Raw genomic sequence first — 24,251 nt, 5'->3', positions numbered from 1 at the left:
TTTTGTTTTCGATGGTTTGCGCTAAGCCTTGATGGCCTTGAAGCCGATATCGGTACGATAATAAATGGATTGCCAATTGATGCGTTTACACAGCGCATAGGCTTCGCGTTGTGCGTCGGCGATATTGTCGCCTAGCGCGCAGGCGCACAGTACTCGGCCGCCGTTGGTGACGATGGTGCCTCCGGCGCTTTGCGTGCCGGCGTGGAAGACTTTGGCATTTGCAGAATCGACGCCGTCCAGCCCGGAAATCAGTTCGCCCTTGGCGTATGCGTCCGGGTAGCCTCCGGCCGCCAACACCACGCCGAGCGCGGCTCGCTCGTCCCATTCGGTTGTAATTTGGTCCAGCTTACCGTCCAACGCCGCCAAGCAGAGTTCGACCAAGTCCGATTTTAGCCGCATCATGATGGGCTGAGTTTCCGGATCGCCGAATCGGCAATTGTATTCCAACACCTTGACGTTGCCGCGCGCGTCGATCATCAAACCGGCGTAGAGGAAGCCGGTGTAGGGCGTGCCATCGTCGCGCATGCCTTGCAAGGTGGGATAAATTACCTCGTCCATGACACGCTGATGGATGGCGGGCGTGACCACCGGCGCCGGCGAATAGGCGCCCATGCCGCCGGTATTGGGGCCTAGATCGCCGTTGTCCCGAGCCTTGTGATCTTGCGAGGTGGCCATCGCCAGCGCGTGTTCGCCATCGGCGATGACAATGAAGCTGGCTTCCTCTCCGACCAGGAACTCCTCGACGACAACCCTATGTCCGGCTTCACCGAAACTGTTGCCAGCCAACATATCGTTGACCGCGTCTATCGCCTGTTGCTCGTTTTGGGCGACGATGACGCCCTTGCCGGCCGCCAGGCCGTCGGCCTTGACGACGATCGGGGCGCCTTTGCGGCGAATGTAGGCGATTGCGGCTTCGGTGTTGGTGAAGGTTTGGTACTCGGCGGTCGGAATGCGATGGCGGGCCAGAAAGTCCTTGCAGAACGATTTGGAGCCTTCCAATTGCGCGGCTTGTGCTTTGGGGCCGAAGCATTTCAAGCCGGCCGCCGAGAAGCGATCGACAATGCCTTTTACCAGTGGCACTTCCGGGCCAACGATAGTCAGGCCGATGTTGCGGGCCAGTGCAAACCCTAATAAACCTTCGATGTCGTCCGCCGGGATGTCGACGTTAACGATACCGTTCTCCAAATCGGTGCCGGCGTTGCCGGGCGCGACATAGATTTGCCCCGCCAGCGGAGACTGTCTGGCCTTCCAGGCGAGCGCGTGCTCGCGACCGCCGCTACCCACGATCAATACGTTCATCATGTACTTACTCCGCAATCAGTGTCTGAAATGGCGCATGCCGGTCAACACCATTGCGATGTTGTGTTCGTCGGCCGCGTCGATGACTTCCTGGTCGCGCATCGAGCCGCCGGGGTGTATCACTGCGGTGACGCCGGCCGCCGCCGCCGCGTCGATGCCGTCGCGAAACGGGAAAAACGCGTCGGACGCCATCACCGAGCCCGGCACTTCCAAGCCTTCGTCGGCGGCTTTGATGCCGGCGATCTTGGCGGAATAAACCCGGCTCATTTGACCGGCGCCGATACCGATGGTTTGGCCGCCCTTGCCGTAGACGATGGCGTTGGATTTTACGAACTTGGCCACCTTCCAGACGAACAACAAATCAGCCAGCTCTTGCTCAGTCGGCGCGCGCTTGCTGACCACTTTCAAGTCTGCGGGACTGATGCTGCCGGTGTCTTTGTCCTGCACCAGCAGACCGCCGGCGACGCGTTTGAAGTCCAGCGCCTCGGGTTGGTTTGGCGACCAGAGGCCGGTTTCCAGAACCCGTACGTTCGGTTTTTTTGCTAGCGCGGCCTTGGCGCCGGCGGAAACTAGCGGGGCGATGATGACTTCGACAAACTGGCGGCGGGCGATTTCGCCGGCGGTTTGTTCGTCCAATTCCCGGTTGAAAGCAATAATGCCGCCGAAGGCCGACGTCGGATCGGTGGTATAGGCGGCGTTATAGGCGTCGAATAGGCTATCGGCGATGGCCACGCCGCAAGGATTGGCGTGCTTGACGATGACGCAGGCCGGTTGCTCGTCGAAGGATTTGACGCATTCCAGCGCGGCATCGGCGTCGGCGATATTGTTGTACGATAGTTCTTTACCTTGCAGTTGCTTGGCGCTGGCGATACTGCCGGCCGGCGGGTTTTTCTCGCCGTAAAACGCTGCGTTCTGATGCGGGTTTTCGCCGTAACGCATGCTTTGCAGTCGATGGAATTGCAAATTCAGCGTTTCCGGAAAATGGCCGGCATCGACAACCTTACTTAGATAAGCCGCGATCATCGTGTCGTAGCGGGCGGTATGCTCGAAACTTTTTAGCGCCAATCGAAAGCGGGTTTCGTGGCTCAGCGAACCGGCCTCGGCTTGCAGTTCGGTCAGAATGCTGGAGTAGTCGGCCGGGTCGACGACGATGGCGACGTCGTTATGGTTTTTGGCCGCGCCGCGAATCATGCTGGGGCCGCCGATGTCGATGTTTTCGATCGCGGTTTCCAGATCGCAATCCGGTTTAGCGACGGTTTGTTCGAAGGGATAGAGATTGACCACGACCATGTCGATGGCTTTGATGCCGTTCTCGGCCATTACCGCGTCGTCGATCCCCCGCCGGCCCAGAATTCCACCATGCACCTTGGGATGCAGGGTTTTCACTCGGCCGTCCATCATTTCCGGAAAGCCGGTGTAGTCGGACACTTCGGTAACCGGGATTTTATGCTCGGCCAGCAATTTGGCGGTGCCGCCGGTGGACAGCAGTTCCACGCCCAGCGCGCTGAGACTTCGGCAAAATTCGAGTACGCCGGTTTTATCCGAGACGCTAACCAGCGCCCGGTTGACTTGTTTTTTCATGCAAACCTCAAAAACAAAAGAAAATCGATTTAGCCGATACCGTAGTGGTCGAGCTTTTTACGCAAGGTGCTGCGGCTGAGACCCAGAATGACCGCCGCCTTGCTTTGATTGAAATCGCAATATTTCAGCGTGGTTTCCAGTAGCGGTTTTTCCACTTCGGCCAGCACCAAATGGTACAGACCGCTGGAATCGTGGCCGTTCAGATGCGAAAAATAGTCTTCGACGCAATGGCGGACGTGGTCGGACAACGTATCGACGCTGTCGCTGGCATTTTGGCTGTCGTGGCTTCCCATCTAGGCGGCTCTTGGTAGGAGATGATTGAACGACGCGTTAACCCGCGTCAGTTGTTGCACGGGATGTTGGGCTTGATTGATAGACTGCTTGTGCTCGGCGGGCAAGCCGCCCAGACGTTCGAAGTACCAGCCGATGTGTTTGCGGGCAATTCTAACACCGCAGTCGTCACCGTAAAAACGGTATAAATACTCCAGATGACTGTTCATTACGCCCTGGACGTCGGCCAGCGCAGGGTATTGCCAATGTTCGCCGTTGAGCGCGGCGGCCAGTTCGGCGAAAATCCACGGCTGACCTTGCGCGGCTCGGCCGATCATGATGGCGTCTGCGCCCGTGTGCGCCAGTACCCGTCGGGCTTTTTCCGGGCTGTCGATGTCGCCGTTGGCAATGATCGGAATCCGCGCGGTTTGCTTGACCTGCCGAATAGTGTCGTATTCGGCTTGGCCCTCGAATTTGCAAGCGCGGGTGCGGCCATGGATCGTCAGGGCCTGAATGCCGCAGTTTTCGGCGATACTGGCGATTTTGGCCGCGTTACGGTTTTCACGGTCCCAGCCGGTCCGGATTTTCAACGTTACCGGTATGTCGACGGCGGCGACGACAGCGGTCAAAATGTTTTCCACCAGCTTCTCGTCTTTCAACAAGGCCGAGCCCGCAGCGGTGGAACAGACCTTCTTGGCCGGGCAGCCCATGTTGATGTCGATGATGTGGGCGCCGCGTTGTTGATTCAATTTGGCCGCTTCCGCCATTTTCACCGGATCGTTACCCAAGATTTGCACGGCTCTGAGGCCGGTTTCGCCGGTGTAATCGGTTTTCTGCAGTGTTCTGGGGTGCTGTTGCAATTCGGTATTGGAGATTACCATTTCAGATACCGCCAGTCCCGCGCCGAATCGGCGGCAAAGTTGCCGAAAAGGCTGATCGGTGATGCCGGCCATCGGCGCCAGCAGCAAATTGTTGGGCAGGGAATAAGGGCCTATGCGCATAACTTGGGGAGGCTTCGGAAGGCCGAAAATGATACTCGAAAACCGCGCCGGACACGATGTTTTGTCGGGTCGAATCGACGAGCCCAACGCGGCTGCCGACGTCAGGCTTTCGCTATCGGGCCGCGATGGGCGCGCTTTCGCGTTTTCTCGCTAACCCGTTTCGACGCCTGTGATATTTTAGAAAGACAAAACTTCACCGCAACCCGCGGCTAGCCATTGATTGCAAACGACTGGATATGGGCGTACAGGAAAACTTCGAAACTCTCCCTCTCAAAGACTTTACCGAAAAGGCTTACCTCGATTACTCGATGTACGTCATTCTGGACCGGGCGCTGCCGCACATCGGCGATGGCTTGAAGCCGGTGCAACGGCGCATCGTCTATGCGATGTCCGAACTGGGTCTGACAGCTCTAGCTAAATACAAGAAATCGGCGCGTACCGTCGGTGACGTATTGGGTAAATATCATCCGCACGGTGATTCGGCCTGCTACGAGGCAATGGTGTTGATGGCTCAGGATTTTTCCTACCGTTATCCGTTGATCGACGGGCAGGGCAACTGGGGCTCGCCCGACGATCCCAAATCCTTCGCGGCGATGCGTTATACCGAATCGCGGCTGACCGCCTACGCGCAAACCCTGCTCAGCGAGTTGGGCCAGGGCACGGTGGATTGGGTGGACAATTTCGATGGCACGCTGGAAGAGCCATCGCTGCTGCCGGCGCGCTTGCCCAATGTGCTTTTGAACGGGACCACCGGTATCGCGGTGGGCATGGCGACCGATATTCCACCGCACAATCTGCGGGAAGTGGCCGCCGCCGTCCTGCAACTGCTCGACGAGCCGGAGACACCGCTGGAAAGCTTGCTGGCGCATATCAAGGGTCCGGACTTTCCGACCGACGCGGAAATCGTCACGCCGGCCGCCGATTTGCAAAAGCTGTATTTGACCGGTAACGGCTCGGTGAAAATGCGCGCGAAATACGAGGTCGAAGACGGCAATATCGTCATCACCGCGTTGCCGCATCAAGTGTCCGGCGCGAAATTGTTGGAGCAGATCGCCGCGCAGATGTTGGCGAAAAAACTGCCCATGATCGAGGACCTGCGCGACGAGTCCGATCACGAAAATCCGACCCGCTTGTTAATCATCCCCAAGACCAAGCGTACCGATGTCGACGCCGTGATGTCGCATCTGTTCGCCACGACCGATCTGGAGAAAAACTTTCGGGTCAACCTGAACATGATCGGTCTGAACGGCAAACCGCAAGTGAAAAATCTGCGGCAAATTCTGACCGAGTGGATTTCGTTCCGAACCGAAACCGTGCGTCGGCGTTTGCAATTCCGTTTGGACAAGGTCCTGGCGCGCCTGCACATCCTGGAAGGTTTGCTGATCGCCTACCTGAATATCGACGAAGTGATCGCGATCATTCGTCGGGAAGACCATCCCAAGCCAGTATTGATGGCGCGCTTCGGTTTGAGCGACGTGCAGGCGGAAGCGATTCTGGAATTGAAGCTGCGCCACTTGGCGAAATTGGAAGAAATGAAGATTCGCGGCGAGCAGGACGAGTTGGAGCGGGAGCGGGAGGAGTTGGAAAAGACTCTCGGCTCCGCGCATTTGCTGAACCGCTTGATCCGAAAGGAAATAGAACGTGACGCCGAGAAATACGGCGACGCCCGTCGTTCGCCGATTGTGGCCCGCGAAGCCGCCCAAGCCCTGGATACCACGGAGCTAATCGCCAACGAACCGGTGACCATCATCTTGTCTCAGAAGGGCTGGATTCGCGCGGCAAAAGGATACGACATCGAAGTCGAGGGCCTAAGTTATCGGGCCGGAGACGGCTATTTGTCGTCGGCCAAGGGGCGAACTACCTTGCCGGCCTATGTGCTCGATTCGACCGGTCGGGTGTACACGATTACCACCCACGACCTGCCGTCGGCGCGTAGTCAAGGCGAACCGTTGACCGGGCGGCTGAATCCGCCTCCAGGCAGCATCTTCACCGACGTGTTTACCGGGCAGGCCGAGGATTGGGTGTTGATGAGCAGTAGCGCCGGTTACGGGTTCCGGGTGCAATTAAAGGAGCTTTACGGCAAGAACAAGGCCGGCAAAGCGGTCTTGACCGTACCGGATAAGGCCGAAGTCATGACGCCGACGCCGATTCCGCGGGACGCCGAGTGGCTGGCGGTTGCGACCTTGCAAGGCCGCTTGCTGATCTTCCCGGTCGCAGATTTACCGGAATTGGCAAAGGGCAAGGGTAACAAGCTGATTCAGATTCCGTCCGCCGATCTGGCATCCGGTAAGGATGCGGTGGTCGCGGTGACGGCCTTGGTGACCCACGGTGAGCTGAAAATTCTGTCCGGTAAGCGGTTCGTCACGTTGAAGGCCATCGACATCGCTCAATACTCCGGCAGCCGCGCCAACCGCGGAAATATATTGCCTAGAGGCTTTCAAAAAGTCGATGGATTGGAAAGTGTGGTTTGATTCAGATGCGGTGGTGTTTTCGGGAACCGACACGTCTGCCGCGCTCGGTAACGTAAAAAGTGGTTGACGTGGCTTGGACGGACAGGTAAGATGTCGGTCTTTCCGGTGCTCATGCGAGTGGCGGGGAGAAAACAAGATCAATTCGGGGTATAGCGCAGTCTGGTAGCGCGTCTGCTTTGGGAGCAGAATGTCGGGAGTTCGAATCTCTCTACCCCGACCAAGTTTTGCGCTTGTAGCTCAGCCGGATAGAGCATCGGCCTTCTAAGCCGAGGGTCGCAGGTTCGAGTCCTGCCAAGCGTGCCATTGCAAATTCACGTTATGGTGAGCGTAGCTCAGTTGGTAGAGCCCCGGATTGTGATTCCGGTTGTCGTGGGTTCGAGCCCCATCGTTCACCCCAGTAAAATCAGCGCCTTGCAAGTGTTGCTCTCCGCTTTAAAAAGCCATCAGGCATCTTAATAGATTGCTGTTGCTGGCGTCGCCTTCTAAAAAACAAATCCCTCCCTGTAAAGCCTACACGCGGTGCTCTAATAAATTAGGTCTCCCGTAACTGCTCTGCGGCAAAGCTGTCAATTGTCGATGGCAAATCAAAAGGTAACCTCTGAATTTTCGGCGTCAGCATTGGTAGATGACTTTTGCGTTTTGTTGCTGTATCGCAATGTATTGTTAACAAATAGCTTATTCAACTCCCTGTAGTCGTATATTCTTCGATGCATGGTATCTGATTCTGCATTCGCCAACATTGGGTGCTAATCCGAGAAGCGCTGGATGAGCGGCAACGCCGGTTTTTGGCGGCTGTGGATGCCAAGGTTCTGGGGTGTGACGTGTTTCCCCTGCGCTTTTGCTTGACATGGCTGGCGTAGACCTCGGCTGGTCTTGAGCCGTGCCACTCCAAAGCCGCATATGGGCTTTGCCATTCAATGCCGGTGCTTTCTAGCGTAACGAGTTCCGGCTGAAGCGACGCATCCATTGCCATCTCGCGCAGCTCTGTTTAAGACTGCCGAACTCGCCCTAGTTGTTTTCTGACACCACACAAACTGTGAGCTTAGCTGAGCCACAGCCCAACGGGGTATGTTAGGTGTCGGGCTCTAGCTTCTTAAAAGTTAATCGACCTCTTTCCGCCGCCTCTCGCACAGCATCTTGCATTCGCCGGGGCGATGCGGCAGTTTCATGATCGTTCCGTGAAGTGTTTTGGCAAGTAGTAGCCAGATAGAAAGCTGAGCATTGGACGGGCAAGCGATGCCGGGCCATGTGCATATGCTGATCTTGCAATCGCCAAAAATTTCGATGTCGCAGATTATTGACGACATCAAAGGCAAGAGCGCGATTCATTTGCCCAGGCTCTAACGCGAGAAAAAGCGCGACTTCGCGCGGCAGCATTACGGGGCGTGACGGTATTTTGTTTAGATGGCCGGCAGGGGGGGGGGGCGATGGATCGGGAAAATTTCCGGCATCAAGGGCAGGAAGACCCGCGAATGGCGTAAATACACCTTTGGCCACGAGTCGCCACCGATTGGTAGTTAACGATAAGGACGCGCGTTAGTGGTCGCATTATAAATTTCCCGGCCTTGCGGAGGATTTTTACTATCCTTAATTGTCAGTTAACTGAGGCGCATACTGTCACGCTAGATATTACAAGTTAACGAAATTATTCGATGATTTTCTTAAATTAAGAGGGTTGTGCTATCAGTAGCATGGTAAATCACGTGGATCACTCCCTAACGCCTTTACAAAAAGCCTTTTTGGCGATTGAAAGATTACAGGCTAAGTTAGAACATTATCAGCGCTCGCAGACTGAGCCGATTGCCGTTATCGGTATGGCTTGCCGTTTTCCGGGAAAAGCCGACTCCGTCGAGCAATACTGGCAAATGCTGCAGGACGAAGTGGATGCGGTCGGTCCCATCCCTAAAGAGCGCTGGGACCATTCTTTATTTTTCGATCCTAGCGGTGAAAGGCCGGGTAGCACCTATGTCGGCGAAGCGGCGTTTCTGCAGCAAATCGACGGTTTCGACGCGGAATTCTTCGCCATTCCTCCCCGCGAAGCCAACAGCCTGGACCCTCAGCAGCGCCTGTTACTGGAGCTCGCCCACGAAACCTTACAGCATGCCGGCATTGCCAGCCGACGCTTGAAGAACAGTCAAACCGGTGTATTTATTGGTATCGGCCAGCAAGACTATTTACATTTATTACGTGAGTCGGGGGATATGGCCGGCGCCGAACTTTATACCGGTACCGGTAACGGATTTTGTTTTGCTTCGGGTCGGTTGTCTTATCAACTAGGTCTGCAAGGCCCTAGTTTTTCTATCGATACCGCTTGTTCTTCTTCGCTGGTGGCTCTACACCAAGCGTGTTTAAGTCTGCGGACTCAAGAGTGCGATTTGGCCTTGACCGGCGGTGTGCAATTGATGCTGTCGCCCAGCGCATTTATATTGATGTCGGCCGCCAAAGCTTTGGCAAAAGATGGACGATGCAAAAGCTTTGCCGCCTCAGCCGATGGCTACGGGCGAGGCGAAGGGGCGGGTATGCTGGCGCTGAAACGTTTGTCCGACGCCCAACGCGACGGTGACCGAGTCTTGGCGGTGATTCGCGGTTCGGCAGTAGATCATGACGGTCGCAGCAGTGGCTTAACGGTGCCCAATGGCCGAGCCCAAGAAGCGTTGTTGCGAAAATTGCTGCAAACTGCCAATGCACAGGCCGACGAAATTGCTTATATCGAAACCCACGGTACCGGGACTTCGCTCGGCGATCCTATCGAGTACCAGGCCTTGGCCGAGGTATTGCGCAAACAATCGACCGAGCCATTATTGTTGGGTTCGGTGAAAACCAATATCGGCCATTTGGAAGCCGCGGCAGGAATCGCCGGTTTAATTAAACTGATTTTGGCGATAGGCCATAACCGGATTCCGGCCAGTTTGCATTTCGACCAGCCGAATCCGGCCATTCCCTGGCAGGATCATCCGCTGAAAGTCGCAACACAGGCTGCGGCCTGGCCGCTACCGTCCAAAGCGGGGATCGTCAGTTCGTTCGGCTTGAGCGGCACCAATGCCCAGGTACTCGTGGCGGCGGCCGATTGCCAGCAAACCGCTGTGTCGAGCGATGCGGAAGGCAGCTATTTGTTCAAATTGTCGGCCAAATCGGAACCGGCTTTGCAGGATTGGCTGGCAAGCCACCTTAAGCAATTGGCTACATTAAAAGCTGAAGACTTGGCGGATTTTTGCTTCAGCGCCAATATCGGCCGAGACGATTTTAATTGGCGACTGGCTGCGGTAGTCGATAGCGTCGAACAGTTGCAAGGGTTTTTACAAACCTCGTTGGCGGAAAAAACTTGGCAATCGAATCTTAAAGCGCCTATTGCACCGGTATTTTTATTCGCCGGACAAGGCAGCGTTAGAGCCGGTGCCGGATGGGCCTTATACAACGGGCAGCCGGTATTCAAGGCCGCCTTGGATGCTTGCGACGCCGAATTGGTTAAACAAAATCGGACTCAAGTTACGGAATTGCTTTATGGCGACCAAGCCTCGGTTCGTTTGGAGCAGACCGAGCACGAGCAAGTGGCTTTATTCGCATTGCAATACGCATTGGCCAAGATGTGGCTGTCGTGGGGGGTAAAGCCCGCCATGGTGTTGGGCCATAGCTTGGGCGAATATGCCGCGGCTTGTATCGCCGGGGTATTCGATTTGCAGGCGGCCTTGCGCTTGGTGGTTTGCCGAGGCCGGTTGATGCAGGCCTTGCCGGAAGACGGCGCTATGCTGGCCGTCTACGCCAATGAGGAACAAGTCCGTCAATTGCTCAGCGGTCTGGAATCCAAACTGGCTATTGCCGCGGTTAACGCCGACCAGCAGATTGTGGTGTCCGGTGCCGGCGAAGCGATTAACGACTTTACCGTGCGGGCCCGGCAACAGGATTGGTTTACTAAAGTCTTGCCGGTCAAGCGGGGTTTTCACTCGCCCCAGATCGATAGCATGTTGGCGGATTTCGAAACCTGTTTGCACGGGATTGCCTTCAATAAACCGCAATGGCCGTTTATTTCAACGCTGACCGGCAAAGCGGAAAGCGAAGTCTTGCGTAGCGTCGACTATTGGCTTCGGCATGTCAGGCAGCCGGTTTTATTCAAACAGGCATTGACGGCGGCCGCGCGACTAGGTGCTAATTTCTTTATCGAATTTGGCGGTCGGCCGGTATTGAGTAGCCTGGTGCAACAAACGAATCTTGCCGGCGCGTGTTCCCTGGATGCCAAGGGCAACGACTGGCGCGCCTGCCAACAAGTCGCGGCGGTTTTATACCAAGCCGGCCACGACTTGGATTGGCCAAGCGTTTACCAAGGCCGGCGCCGGCGTTTGCTGAGTTTGCCGAATTATCCGTGGCAAAGACAGCGCTATTGGTTCAGCCCAAGACCGGCTAAAGCTGATGTCTCGCTAGGCGAGAGCATCCATCCGATGTTGCAACAAGCGATAAAGACGCCCTTTTGGGCGGGTGATTTGTACCAAGGCCGGATGGCTTGCCGGCATTTGCCGTTCTTACTCGATCATAAAGTCTTCGATCGCGTGGTGGTCGCGGGTGCGTGTCACTTGTCGGCCTTGATTGCGGTCGGCCGGGAGCGCTACCCGATGTTGGCGTTCAAGATCCAAGATATCGAGTTTATCGAAGCCCTGCAACTGGCGGAACAGGAACAGCGCTTATTACAGCTGGGACTGACGCCGCTGGGCGAGCGGCAATATCAAGTTAAAGTGATTAGCTTGTTCGACGAAAAGCCTGCCGAGTTTACCGAGCATCTGACGGCGTCGATGGTAGCGGCCCCGGCTAACTTCGCCGATCTGGATTTGCAGGAACTGCGCCGGCAATGCCCGGAGTCGGTTGACGTGCAAAATTTCTACCAATTGCTGACGCTGCAACACGTGCAATTGGGCGAAAGTTTTCGCTGGTTCGAGCAATTATTCAAAGGTGAACATCAGGCTTTGGCCAGGATTCGTCCCTTGACAGCTCAGGATAAGACCTTCGGACTGCCGCCCGGACTCATCGATGCTTGCTTTCAATTGTTAGGCGCCGCCGTGCCGGAGCAATACACCGAGACTTACATACCGGTAGCGGTCGAGCAATTGCAATTGGCGGCGGAAAACCGCTTGACCCAGTTATGGTGCCATGCGTGCTTGACGGATGGGGAAATCGGCCGGCAAGGCAGCATTCAAGGCCGGGTGACATTATTCAACGAATCGGGGCAAGTCCTTGCCGAATTATCCGCCGTTAGCTTGCGTAAAGCCGACAGCAATGCGATGCGGCAAGCCTTGACGGTGGAGAAAAACGCTTACGCCATCGTTTGGCGTCAAACCGAGGCGCTGTCCAAGGCGACAGTAGAACCGCTTGCTTCGCGTTGGCTGGTGACAGGGAATGCCTTGGCCAAAGCCTTCGCCGATACGGCGGCCTGGGCGCAATGGCTGGGTTTTGACGGGTTTATCGCCTCGGACCTAAACGCCGAAGGCGTTTTGTTGTGTTTGGATAGCGCTTCGTTGGCCGAGAATATGGCGTCGCAAGCGGCACAAAACGCCGTTGTTTTATTGCGATTTTTGCAAAAGGCCGCCGCCATCGGCGAACGGGCCGGGGTCAAAATAGCGCTGTTAAGCCGCCAAGCCAGGCCGGTTAATGATACAGATGTGCTCGATCCGACTCTCGAGGGCTTATCCGGGTTATTGCGTAGTTTTAACCACGAGTATCCGCTAAATCCTTGCCAATGGTTGGATTGGGATGAAACCCGGCTTACCGCCGAGCATGTCGTGGCAGTTTTAACGCGTCACGCGCAAGAAACCGAAATCGCTTTACGCGGCGACTCTTGTTTTTCGCCGCGGTTGCATACGTTTAGCGTCGCCCAAAAACCGGGTTTTAGCGCGCGGGGCACTTATTTACTGACCGGCGGTTCCGGGGCTTTGGCGCTGCAAACGGCGCACTGGTTGGCGGAAAAAGGCGTCGCTAAACTGGTGTTAGTCTCGCGCCACGGCGTTCGGGACAGCGGCAAAGACCGGTTAGAGGCGATTTTGCGTTTGGGCGCCGAAGTGATCGAGCTGAAAGCCGATATTGCCGATGCGCAACAAGTACAAGCCATTTTGACTGAGCATGGCGAAGATTTACGTGGGATTTTCCATGCCGCCGGGGTGTTGCAGGACAGCGTTGTGGCCAATCTAGATAGTGAACGGCTGGCGCAAGTGCTGAAACCCAAAGTGTTTGGCTTATGGAATTTGCATCGTTTTAGCCAGGGATTGAACTTGGATTGTTTCGTGGCCTATTCCTCGATGGCGGCTTGGTTGGGCGCGCCCGGACAAGGCAATTACGCGACCGCTAACGGGTTTATGGATGCCTTGATGCAATGGCGGCGGCAGCAAGGCTTGCCGGGCTTGAGTATGGGCTGGGGGCCTTGGGCCGGCGCGGGCATGGCCGATATTCAAACTGCCGATAGTTTGGCTTTGGCGGGGATCGGCAAATTAAGCGCCGAGCAAGCGTTTGCGTTTCTCGAGCGGCTTTTGTCCGACAATCGAGAGCGTCTTCCGGCGCCGGTCGGTTTATTCAATGTCGATTGGCGGCACTTCAAATTTAACCGTTCGTCGTTGACCAAAGCCTTCGAGCCGGTTGAGCAAAACCGACAGACCCTGGCCGAACAGCTTGGCCTGTTGCCGCTCGAGCAGCGGCGGCGGTTTTTGCACCGGCATTTGACCGAGCATGTCGCTGCCGTGCTTGGCTTGCACGACCTTGGGCAATTGGCTGCGGGAATCGGGTTTGCCGAGTTGGGCATGGATTCTTTGATGACGCTGGAATTACGCAATCGTTTGCAAAAATCCACCCAGACGGCTTTACCGTCCACGCTGGCGTTCAAATATCCGTCGGTCGACGAATTATTGGCATATATCAGCCTAGAGGTTTTCCCGGCGTTGTTCAGCGAGCAGGCCGGACAGGAAAAGTCGCCGACGGAAGCGTTTGATCAGGAAGAAGAGGATATTGCGGTGCTGTTGGAGCGGGAATTGTCGAAATGGGAAAGCGGACAGAGCGATGACTGAGTCGGAGAAACAACAAGCCTTAATGCGCAGAGCCTTGGACGAGTTGCGCGAGTTGCGCGGCCAGTTGGCCCACTATCAACAGGCCGCGCACGAGCCGATCGCAGTGCTGGCGATCGGGTGCCGCTTTCCCGGCGCTTGCGATTCTCCCGAGGCTTTATGGCGGTTTTTGGCCGAAGGCAAAAATGCCCGTGGCGAAGTACCGGAACAGCGCTGGTCGCTAGCCGAATATTATGCCGAATCCGCTCAAACGCCCGGCAAAATCAGCAGCCGTTACGGCGCTTTTTTAAGCGATATCGACCGCTTCGATGCCGATTTTTTTGCCATTGCCGCTCGTGAAGCCGAACAGATGGACCCGCAGCAACGCATATTGCTGGAAACCAGCTGGCAAGCTTTCGAACGCGCCGGCATTCATCCCAAAACCTTACGCAATAGTCGTAGCGGGGTGTATATCGGTTGCATGACGCAGGAATACGCCGAGCTGATCAAGGACGACAGCGCCATCGACGTGCATACCGGTACCGGCAACGCGCCGAGTATTCTGGCCGGTCGCTTGGCCTATTATTACGGTATGCAAGGCCCGGCGATGGTCATCGATACCGCGTGTTCTTCATCGTTGTTGGCGGTGCATTTGGCGGTGAAAAGCCTGCGCGGCAACGAAATCGATATGGCCTTGGTCGGCGGCGTTAATTTGCAGCTATCGCCGCGTGCCGCGATTACCGAAAGTCAGGCGATGATGCTGGCGGCGGACGGCTTGTGCAAAACCTTCGATGCGAAGGCCGACGGCATCGGTCGTGGCGACGGTGTTGGGCTGGTGGTATTGAAGCGGCTTAGTGATGCGTTGGCGGCAGGCGATCCGATTTGCGCAGTGATCAAGGGCAGCGCCGCCAATCACGACGGCCGTAGCAGCGGTTTGACCGTACCCAGCGAACGGGCACAGGAAGCCGTATTGAAAGCGGCCTTGGCCGATGCGCTGTTGACGGCGGCCGATGTCGGTTATATCGAAGCCCACGGCACCGGTACGGCCTTGGGCGATCCGATCGAGGTCGGCGCCTTGAACAGCGTCCTGGGCGGCGATAGAGCCGAGGTCAATCCGCTTTATATCGGTTCCTTGAAAACCAATTTCGGTCATATGGAAGGCGCGGCGGGGATTGCCGGTTTGATTAAGGCCGTCTTGATGTTGCAACAGCGCATGCTGCTGCCGCATTTAAACTTTACCACCCCCAGCGCCCATATTCCTTGGCAGGCGATACCGCTGAAAGTGGCGACAAAGTTCGAGGCGTGGCAAGTGGAGGAAGGACAAACGCGGATAGCCGGCGTTAGCGCCTTTGGTTTGAGCGGCACCAATGTGCACGTATTGCTGGCGGAAGCGCCGGCTCGGAATGCGGAACACCCTGTCGAACGGGGCCGGGGTTTGGTGCTAAAGCTCTCGGCCAACAGCGAGGCTTCCTTAACGGCGCTGGCGGCGGCATATCAACACTGGCTGGCTGCGCACGATGCCGATTTACATGCGGTGTGTTATCGCGCCGCCGTTAGCCGGGCGGATTTGAAACACCGCGCGCTGATCGTCGCCACCGATCGACAGCAGATCGAACAGGCTTTGTCGGCGTTAGCAATAGGTCGGGACGATGGGCGTTTATACCGCTCCGGGCAAGGCCGGCAAAAGCCAAAATTGGCGATGGTGTTCAGCGGTCAGGGTTCGCAGTATCCCGGCATGGCCCAAGATTTATACCGGCGCTGGCCGGTTTTCAGGCAAACCATCGATCAATGCGCCGAATATTTGCAAAAATCGTTGCCTATACCGCTGCAGCAACTGTTATTCGACAGCAGCGACGCGCAATTGCAACAAACCTGCTATGCGCAGCCGGCCATTTTCGCGGTCGATTACGCGCTGTTTCGCCTATGGCTGTCTTGGGATATCGAGCCGGATGCGGTGATGGGGCACAGTCTGGGCGAATACGTCGCCGCTTGCGTTGCCGGCGTATTCAACTTGGAACAGGCTATAAGCTTGGTGGCCGCCAGGGCGCAACTGATGCAGCAAGCACCGGCCGAAGGCGCGATGCTGGCTGTCGCGGCAGGCCGCGAAGAGGTTGGCAAGTTATTGGCGGCTAACTGGCCGGAGTTGGACATCGCGGCGGTCAATTCGCCTAGGCATTGCGTCTTGGCGGGCTCTAGCGTACTGATCGAGCAGGCTAGGCAATATTTTTCGGAGAGTGCCGTACAGTGTACGCCGCTAGCGGTCTCGCATGCTTTTCACTCCCGGATGATGGAGCCAGTATTACCGGCGTTGAGGCGGATCTTCGAACAAGCGGCGTACGGCAAAGCCTTCATGCCGTTGATGTCTAATGTCACCGGACGAATCATCGGCGATGACATCGTTTGGGCCGATTATTGGCTGCAACATTGTCGGCAACCGGTCGCCTTTGCCGACAATGTGGGCGCGTTACGGCAATTGGGTTGCGACGTGTTTTTGGAATGCGGAGCGAAGCCGGTTTTGGCGCCGATGTTGTCGGCCAACGCGATCGAGGCGGAGCGGATATTTGCCAGTTTGCAGCCCAAGCAAGCCGATAGTGTGCTGCATTGCGCCGCCCGCTTATATACCTGCGGTTTTGATTTGAATTGGCAAGCGATTTTCGGCCAAGAGCCTAATGTGTGTTGCCCGCCGCTACCGGTGTACCCTTTTTCCGGTAAACGTTATTGGCTGCCCGACAGCGCGTTAAAAAGTAGACGAGTAGAAACAACGCAAACCTTATCGCCGTTACTGAGCAAGCGTTTGGAGCTAGCCGATTCGGAGTCGGTTTATTTCGAAACTTGGCTGGCGCCGAGGGAACAGGTTTATTTGAGCGAACACCAAGTCTTCGGCCGGCTATTGGCACCGTTCGCGGTGTTGCTGGAAATATTGTTCGAAGCCGGACAACAGTTGAGTAAATCGTCGGCCCTGGCGCTGAAAAATCTGCGGATCGAACGGCCTTTGCTTTTGTCGCGGGATAGCGAAACTCAGTTGCAAATTAAGGCTAAGGCCGTCGGCGGCCAATATCAACTCGGTATTTTTTCCCGCTTGGACGCTGCCGGCTGGCATCGTCATATCAGTGCCGAAACCGATGTTTGCATGAGCTTTACCGATTTCGAGGCGCCGGCGGCTGGCGACGAGCGGCAACGCCTAGCAGCGGACAAGCTCTACCGGCAATTTCGGCAAAAAGACATCGTGTACGGCGAGACCTTTAAGGTGCTGGAGAGCATTGAGATCGCCGGACAGACGGTCTTTGCCGGCTTTAAACCCAGAGCATGTGAACCGGGACATCTCTTGCATCCGGCTATTTGGGATGGTTGTCTGCAAACCGCCGGCATAGCGGTCGGCGAAACCGCCGGCGACGAAACCTGGCTACCGTTCGCGGTAGAGCGTATCGATTTTTACCGGCCGCTCGAGTTTAGCGGCTCATGTCTTGCCAGATTGTCGTCCAGAACAGACCGGGCTTGTCAGGTCGATGTGATCCTGAAAGACCGTGATAACCTGACATTGGCTATGCAAGGCGTCAGTTTTCAGCCATTAGCCAAACAAGCGTTGGCGGTAGCGGCGGATCAACGGCCGGAGGATTGGCTTTGTCGGCCGGGTTGGACATTGCTAGCCGATACCGACCTGACCGAACAGCCGGCTGGCGAGCACGTATTGTGCATCGGCACGGCAACGGCAAACCGCTTGCTGGCTAAATTAGGGACCCAAGTCGTGGGCTTGAGCTTGATGAGTCCCGAACAGTTGCGAGATTCCGGGTATTGGCGGGATTTTTCACCAAGCTCGACATCACTGCATTTGGTTTATTGCGCCGAAGACTTTTTAGGCGAAGAGGACAGCAGCGTCTGTTTAGGCTTTTTAACGTTGGTTCAGACGTTGGAAATTCGGAATATCGCGGCTAAAGTCACTCTGCTGACTCGGGGAGGTGCTGTGATCGACCTCGAGGCCGTTTGCCCGAAACAAAGCGCTTGCGTGGCTTTGCTTAAGACCGCGGCACTGGAGTTTCCGCAGCGGATTTGGCAAGCATTGGATGTAGACGCTATCGATACCGCCGAAAATGGCAAGCTGGCGCGGTTGTTGTCCGGCATCAGCGGCGAACAACAGTTGGCCTTGCGGGGCGGGCAATGTTATGCCGCGAGATTGTTGCCTTGGCGTCCGGAAAACCGCGCGGCATTAACCATAGCGGCCGACAAGACGTATTTGGTTACCGGCGGTTCCGGCGCCTTGGGCTTTGCGGTCGTGGAGTGGCTGGTTGAACACGGCGCGGATAGCGTGCTGATTGCCAGCCGCAAGGGCTTAACCGCCATCGACCCGTTGAAGTTGCAGGCATTGGCAGCTCAAGGCGCGAAAATTATCGGAGTCGCGGCCGACTTGGCGCAAGCGGAAGGCGTCAGCGCTTTGATGGCGCAATTACAGTCCTTGCCGCCCTTGGCAGGCATTGTCCATGCCGCCGGCGCATTGAGCGATGCGTCTTTGTTGAAGATGAATCAAGCCGATTTCGAGCGGCCTTGGCGGGCTAAAGTCAGCGCGTTGCGGTTTTTAGATCAATCGTTCCCGGAACTGGCGTTTTTCGCGGTGTTTTCATCGTTGGCCGCATTGACCGGGGCGCCGGGGCAGGGCAATTATGCGGCGGCCAATGCCTATACCGATGCGCTGATGCTGAACCGAAAACAGCAAGGTTTAGCGGCGTTGACAATTAACTGGGGCGGCTGGAGCGGCGAGGGCATGCTGGCCGGCGCGGCTGAGGCGATGGCCGAAAAAGGCTTGGCCCTGATTCAACCGCGGCAGGGCTTGGCTTTATTCGAGCGTTTGTTGACTGAAGATTTACCGCAGGCGGCGGTGATGCCGGTGGACTGGCCGGCGTTTTTTGCCGCCTTACCGTTCGAGGTGCCGAATTATTATCGAACGATGGCGGCTAACGAGGCTGGCCACGATACTCAGTCGGAGAGTTTGATTCAACAATGGCGGCAAAGCGACGCTGCCCGGCGGCCGGCTTTATTGGAACAAGCCGTGCGGCAGGGAATCGCCCAGGTGTTGCGGAATCCGGAAAGCCTTGGGTTGGCGCCCCGGCAGCGTTTGTTCGATATCGGCTTCGACTCTTTATTGGCGATGGAGTTAAGCCGAAAATTAGGCCAGACGTTGGAATTGCGACTGGCCTCGACTATGCTTTTCGACTATCCGACCATTGAGGCGCTGTTGGCTTATCTTAGTCAACAGTTGGCAACGGAATTCGGCGCGGAAGAGGAGCCCTTGAGCGACAATCTCGACGATTTTTCGGAACAGCAGCTTTCGGCTTTATTGGAACGGCGTTTGGCGGCTATGGATTGAAGATGACCGAAAAGAGCGAACCGAAAACCGATTATCGAGCCTTGATGCTGGAGGCGTTGCGCAAGATCGATGCCTTGGAAGGAAAACTTAAAACCGCCCAACAATCGCGGGAAGCCATCGCCGTTGTCGGCATGGGCTGCCGATTTCCAGGGGCCGAGGGTTTGGCGGCATATCTGGATTTGTTGCGCCACGGGATGGACGCCATCGGGCCAATGCCGACTTGGCGTTGGCGGGTGGACGATTATTTCAATGCCGATCCGGAACGACCCGGGAAAATGTATGTCCGCGAAGGCGGCTTTATTGAGCAGCTGGATCGCTTCGACGCCGATTTCTTCGGTATTTCGCCGCGCGAGGCCATGGCCATGGATCCGCAACAGCGCTTGTGGCTTGAAGTCTGCTGGGAAGCCTTGGAGCATGCCAATATCGTTCCCGGCGATTTGTTTGCCACTCAAACCGGGGTTTTCGTCGGCGCCAGTAGCTTTGATTTTGCGGCGGTTATGGCCAAAAAATTGCCGTCGGATCAGGTCGATGCTTATCTGGGCACCGGCGCTTCGCTGAATATGTTGGCCGGTCGTTTGTCTTATTGGCTGGGTTTAACCGGGCCGAGCATGGCCATCGATACCGCGTGTTCCTCGTCTTTGGTCGCCGTACATAATGCCTGTCAGAGTTTGCGTGCCGGTGAATGCCATATGGCAATAGCCGGCGGCGTGAATGTGATTTTGGCGCCCGAAACTTACGTGGCTTTCAGCCGTGCAGGGATGCTTTCGGCGGGCGCACGGTGCAAGACTTTTGCCGAAGACGCCGACGGTTTTATTCGCTCGGAGGGCTGCGGGGCGGTGGTATTAAAACGTTTGTCCGATGCCGAAAAACAAGGCGATCGCATTTGGGCCGTGATTCGCGGCTCGGCTGTCAATCAGGACGGCGCCAGCGGCGGCTTGACTATTCCCTCCGGCCCGTCCCAGCAGGCCGTGATCAATGCCGCCCTGACGACCGCCGGGGTGAAGGCCGAACAAGTCGGCTATATCGAGGCGCACGGTACCGGAACGCCGTTGGGCGACCCGATCGAAATGCGGGCCTTAGCCGCCTGCTACGGTAAACATCCTGACCGCAGCCCGGTGTACATTGCGTCGGTCAAAACCAATTTAGGCCATTTGGAAGCGGCCGCCGGGATTGCCGGTTTGATCAAGACCGCGTTGTCGCTGCACGAAGCCGAATTGTTCCCGCATTTGCATTTCAGCCGCCCCAGCTCGCATATCGATTGGCAGGCCTGGCCGGTAAATATTCCCCTAACCCGCCAGGCTTGGCCCGCCGAAGGACAACCCCGGTTGGCGGCGGTCAGCTCGTTCGGTTTAAGCGGGACCAATGCTCATCTGATACTCGAACAAGCGCCGCCTTCCGAACCGATAGACGCAGGGGCGTCCGCGGGCGTAAACCTGTTGCTGTTATCCGCGAAAACCTTGCCGGCTTTGCAGCAACTGGCGTTCGATTATGCGACTCGGCTATTCGGCTCGGAAACTGCGGCGGTGGCCGATATTTGTTATACCGCCAATTCCCGGCGCTCGCGTTTCGCTCACCGTTTGGCCGTGACGGCCGATTCGGCGGCCGAGTTCAAGTCGCGTTTGTTGGAGTTTGCGGAGCAGGGCGCCGGTTTTTCAAGCTATCGCCATGTCTCGCGAGCCAAGCCTAAAGTGGGTTTGGCGTTTACCGGACAAGGTTCGCAATGGCCGGGGATGGCGGCGCAGTTGTACGACGTTTATCCGGAGTTTAGCCGGCAAATCGACTGCTGCGATCGGTTGCTGCGCCAGTTCAGTACCATCGATTTGAAGCGCTTGTTGCTCGAGCCATCGGCCGAGGACATTCATTTAAGTGCAAACGCTCAGCCGGCCTTGTTTGCCTTCGAATACGCCCTGGCCAAACAATGGCAAGCTTGGGGGCTCGCCCCTGTGTGCCTGGTAGGCCATAGCTTGGGCGAATACGTGGCGGCCTGTATTGCCGGCGTGTTCGATTTGGAACAAGGTTTGCGACTGATCGTAAAGCGGGCCGAACTGATGCAAGAAGCGCCCGGCCGGGGCGGCATGGCGGCGGTGTTTACGTTTGCCGAGCGCCTGCAAACGATGTTGGCCGACTTTCCAAGCTTGAGTATTGCTGCTTATAACAGTCCGGAAAATCAAGTGGTTTCCGGCGAGGAGGCCGAACTGTCCAGGTTTTTGCAAGTGTGTACCGAGCATAGCCTGGAATATCGCCGCCTTAACACCTCGCACGGTTTTCATTCGCCGTGCATGCAGCCCATATTAAAAGAATTTGCCGCCTGTTTTGCCGAGGTCGCGTTAAGCGCCGCCTCGATTCCGATGATTGCCAATTTGACCGGCGGCCTTGAAACGGCTTGCTACGCCCAGGTCGATTATTGGTTACGGCATTTGCGCCAGCCGGTGTTATTTCAACAAAGCCTGGATACCTTGGCACGGCAGGATGTGGATTTATGGCTGGAAATCGGTCCTAAACCGGTGTTGACCGGCTTGATCCGGCAACAGGCGACGAATGTGACTGCCGTTTCGGCTTGCCCCGGATACGAAAGCTCATTTAACCAAGCCTTGACCGAGGTCGTTGCTTCGGGTTTGGAATTGGATTGGCAATCGCTTAACGCCGGCCAACTGACGGATCTGCCCACTTACCCTTGGCAGCGCCAGCGTTATTGGCCCGATTGGTTCGAGTTTGACACGCTGCCGCCGGTTGACCGGCAAGGCCGTTGGCTGAGTAGTCCGGCCTTTGCGGAAAATAGCAGTGTTTACGCCTGGACATTAAGTCTTGCTAGCCAGCCTTGGCTAAGCGAACACCGGGTTTATGGTTTGGTTGTCGCGCCGCTGGCCTTGTTGATCGCCACGATTTACCAAGCGTTATTCAAGCGCGATGGTCACTCAGGCTTTGCGATCGTCGATCTGGAAATAGAACGTGCGCTGCTGATTCCCGAGCGTGAGTCTGTCGACGTGCAATGGATATTCAGCGGCGTGGGCGACTCGGCTGACTTGAAAATAGTCAGCCGGGAGGAAGATGGCGAGCAATGGAGGCAGCATCTCAGCGCCGCCTTGCAGCGCTTGGGCACAAGCATCGATACTGCCACCGTATCGTCAGGCTTGTCGGAACAAGGGGACGAATTCTCAGCTGAACAGTTGTATCGCTTGTTTGCCGAACATGGTTTGCAATACGGATCCCGTTTTCGAGGCATCGCCACGCTTTGGCAACAGCAAGGTCGGGCCGTTGCCCAGCTGAATCAGCAGCGGGTGGACGCTACCGCAGTGGATACGGTCGTACTCGATTCGGCGCTGCAATTGATGGCTGCGGTGTTCGAGCCGGACAGCCGGGGGTTGCGTTTGCCGGTACGTATCCGGCGGATCGAATGCTGGCGAGGGGATTTTGCCGAGAGTTGTTGGACTAGCGCTACCTTGAATGAATCAGGGCAGACCGATTTGGCGATTTTCAACGCTCAGCGGCAATTGCAGTTTTCGATTGCCGGCGTCGAAGTGGCGACTGTCAGCGAAAGTCGTGTGAAACAAATGCTGTCGCCCAAGCCCGATTGGTTCTATCAACCGGTTTGGCGGCCGCATCGTGCCGTGGTCGGCCGGGGCGGAAAGTCCTGGCTGTTCATTGCCGGCCAAGACCAGCCGGCCTTGGTCGAGCCCTTAACCCGGCAAGGCCATCGGGTTAGCGTCGTCGCTTTCAATCAGCTTAGTGCTGCCGATTTACTCGGCGTCGATGAGTTGGTCGATTTGAGCGGTTTTTTAGCGGCGGATGGCGCGGCACATGCCATGGAGGCGCCGGGGCAGTTGTTGGCCTTGCTGCCGTTGTTGCAAGGCCATCGCCTGAATTTGACGCTGACGACCCGCAACGCGCAAGGCGAATTTTGCCGACAAATGAATTACGGCGGTGCCGCGTTGTGGGGGATGGCGGCGGTTTTGTTCCAGGAGCATAGCGAGCTGAAACCGCGCATCATCGATGCCGATAGCGCTGAGGCATTGCTAGCCGGCTTATTGGACAACAGCGGCGAGCAACGCTTGGCCGCGATAGGCGATCAACTATGGGCGCAACGATTGCAGCGTCATAAACCGCCGACCGACTCGCCGGTCGAGATCGATCAACACGCCAATTACTTGGTGAGCGGCGGTTTGGGCGATTTAGGGTTAACGACCGCTTGTTGGTTGATCGAGCAAGGTGCCCGTCATCTTTATCTGACCAGTCGCCGGGAGCATGCGCGGTTGCCGAGCCGCTTGCTGGATTTGCAAGGCCAATATGCCGATCTCGAGTTAATCGTAATGACGCTGGACGTTTGCGAACCTCTGGCCGTCGAGCGGCTGTTTGCTAACATCGAACATAGCGGCAGGCCGCTAAAAGGCATTGTGCACTGCGCGGGTTTTACCGACGACGATCTGTTGCTAAAGCAATCGGCGTTGCGGTTGGCACAATTGAATCGGGTCAAGTTACAAGCGGCGGTTTTGCTGGATCAAGCGTCCCGCAACCAACCGCTGGATTTTTTCTGGCTGTATTCGTCGTTGAACGCCTTGTTGGGCAATGTCGGCCAAGGCGCTTACGCGGCGGCCAATGCGGCGATGGACGCCTTGGCATGGCAACGCGGGCATGACGGCTTTCCGGCTCTGGCTATCGACTGGGGCCCTTGGCAGAGCGGGATACAACAACAGAGCAGCGATGCTGTGCGTACATTTTGGCGCCAATCGGGTTTGGGCTTGATTGATGGCGAACGCGCCGGAACGGTGTTGCAAGCGCTACTCGGCGGCCGCCAGACCGGGCAAGTTTGCGTGGTGAATTTCGATTGGCGGCAGGCCGCCAAGAGCGCGGGGCATGGCGCGGCGGAGGGATTACTGGCGGAACTGATGCCGGCTGTCGGCGTGGAGGCCGTTGACGGCGACGAATATTTGCGGGCTTTACGTTCCGCCGACTCAGAACAATCCAAGGCGATGTTGGGCGATTGGCTCAAGCGGCAATTGGCGGGAATCTTGAAATTATCGGCGGCGCAATGCGAATTGAGCCGCTCGCTGAGTTCTCTGGGTTTGGATTCCTTGGCCGCCGTGGAGTTACGCGCAGTCATGCGCAAAACCCTGCAAACCGAAGTGCCGGTCAGCCAGCTATTGCAGTGCGAAGGTTGGGGTTTGGTCGATTATCTGCAAGTGAACCTATCGCCGATAGAGCGGATTAAGACCGCCTCGATAGCCGAGGATGAAGATATGCTGGAGGGGGAAATTTGAGC

9 protein-coding genes and 3 tRNA genes are annotated in these 24,251 nt (G+C 56.6%); 8 read left to right on the top strand and 4 right to left on the bottom strand.

Going from position 1 to position 24,251, the window contains the following annotated elements; all coding sequences use genetic code 11:
- Nucleotides 1-21 precede the first annotated feature (21 nt).
- From purD to dusB, 4 genes are read right to left on the bottom strand one after another with little or no spacing between them, the layout of a single operon-like run.
- Entirely contained in the window at nt 22-1,299 is a 1,278-nt protein-coding gene (purD, locus tag ACQE3E_RS19795; protein WP_427501658.1) for a phosphoribosylamine--glycine ligase, read from the bottom strand.
- A gap of 18 nt (nt 1,300-1,317) precedes the next feature.
- Nucleotides 1,318-2,880 carry a bifunctional phosphoribosylaminoimidazolecarboxamide formyltransferase/IMP cyclohydrolase gene (gene purH, locus ACQE3E_RS19790; protein WP_427500988.1) on the bottom strand — a complete coding sequence of 521 codons (1,563 nt, stop codon included), beginning with the start codon at nt 2,878-2,880 and terminating at the stop codon, nt 1,318-1,320.
- Nucleotides 2,881-2,909: 29 nt separating this feature from the next.
- On the bottom strand, nt 2,910-3,173 hold the full coding sequence (locus ACQE3E_RS19785; RefSeq protein ID WP_064024856.1) for a helix-turn-helix domain-containing protein: 264 nt from the start codon (nt 3,171-3,173) through the stop codon (nt 2,910-2,912).
- The gene (gene dusB, locus ACQE3E_RS19780; RefSeq protein WP_071155713.1) at nt 3,174-4,151 is read right to left on the bottom strand and encodes a tRNA dihydrouridine synthase DusB; all 978 of its coding nucleotides are present in this window, start codon (nt 4,149-4,151) and stop codon (nt 3,174-3,176) included. It lies immediately after the preceding gene.
- A gap of 236 nt (nt 4,152-4,387) precedes the next feature.
- Between dusB and parC the strand changes: the two genes are divergently transcribed.
- The 8 genes from parC to ACQE3E_RS19740 all read left to right on the top strand — a co-directional run bounded on the left by parC (nt 4,388) and on the right by ACQE3E_RS19740 (nt 24,249).
- Nucleotides 4,388-6,622, top strand: a complete 2,235-nt coding sequence (parC, locus tag ACQE3E_RS19775) for a DNA topoisomerase IV subunit A (protein WP_281021424.1) — start codon at nt 4,388-4,390, stop codon at nt 6,620-6,622.
- A 143-nt stretch (nt 6,623-6,765) separates the two neighbouring features.
- A tRNA-Pro gene (locus tag ACQE3E_RS19770) sits at nt 6,766-6,842 on the top strand.
- 6 nt (nt 6,843-6,848) lie between these two features.
- A tRNA-Arg gene (locus ACQE3E_RS19765) sits at nt 6,849-6,925 on the top strand.
- 18 nt (nt 6,926-6,943) lie between these two features.
- Nucleotides 6,944-7,019 (top strand) — tRNA-His (locus tag ACQE3E_RS19760).
- A gap of 839 nt (nt 7,020-7,858) precedes the next feature.
- On the top strand, nt 7,859-7,966 hold the full coding sequence (locus ACQE3E_RS19755; RefSeq protein ID WP_409521127.1) for a transposase: 108 nt from the start codon (nt 7,859-7,861) through the stop codon (nt 7,964-7,966).
- Between the two features lie 359 nt (nt 7,967-8,325).
- A complete protein-coding gene (locus ACQE3E_RS19750) occupies nt 8,326-13,659 on the top strand; it encodes a type I polyketide synthase (RefSeq protein ID WP_313730578.1) in 5,334 nt (1,777 codons plus the stop codon).
- Nucleotides 13,652-18,994, top strand: coding sequence for a type I polyketide synthase (locus ACQE3E_RS19745; RefSeq protein ID WP_313730580.1), 5,343 nt, complete (start codon nt 13,652-13,654; stop codon nt 18,992-18,994). The genes ACQE3E_RS19750 and ACQE3E_RS19745 overlap by 8 nt, the downstream gene beginning before the upstream one ends.
- A gap of 2 nt (nt 18,995-18,996) precedes the next feature.
- Nucleotides 18,997-24,249, top strand: a complete 5,253-nt coding sequence (locus ACQE3E_RS19740; RefSeq protein ID WP_427500987.1) for a type I polyketide synthase — start codon at nt 18,997-18,999, stop codon at nt 24,247-24,249.
- Nucleotides 24,250-24,251: the final 2 nt, after the last annotated feature.

Source organism: Methylomonas sp. MED-D (genome assembly GCF_050276835.1).
Classification (GTDB): domain Bacteria; phylum Pseudomonadota; class Gammaproteobacteria; order Methylococcales; family Methylomonadaceae; genus Methylomonas; species Methylomonas koyamae_A.
This window is presented reverse-complemented; position numbering and strand designations above follow the sequence as displayed.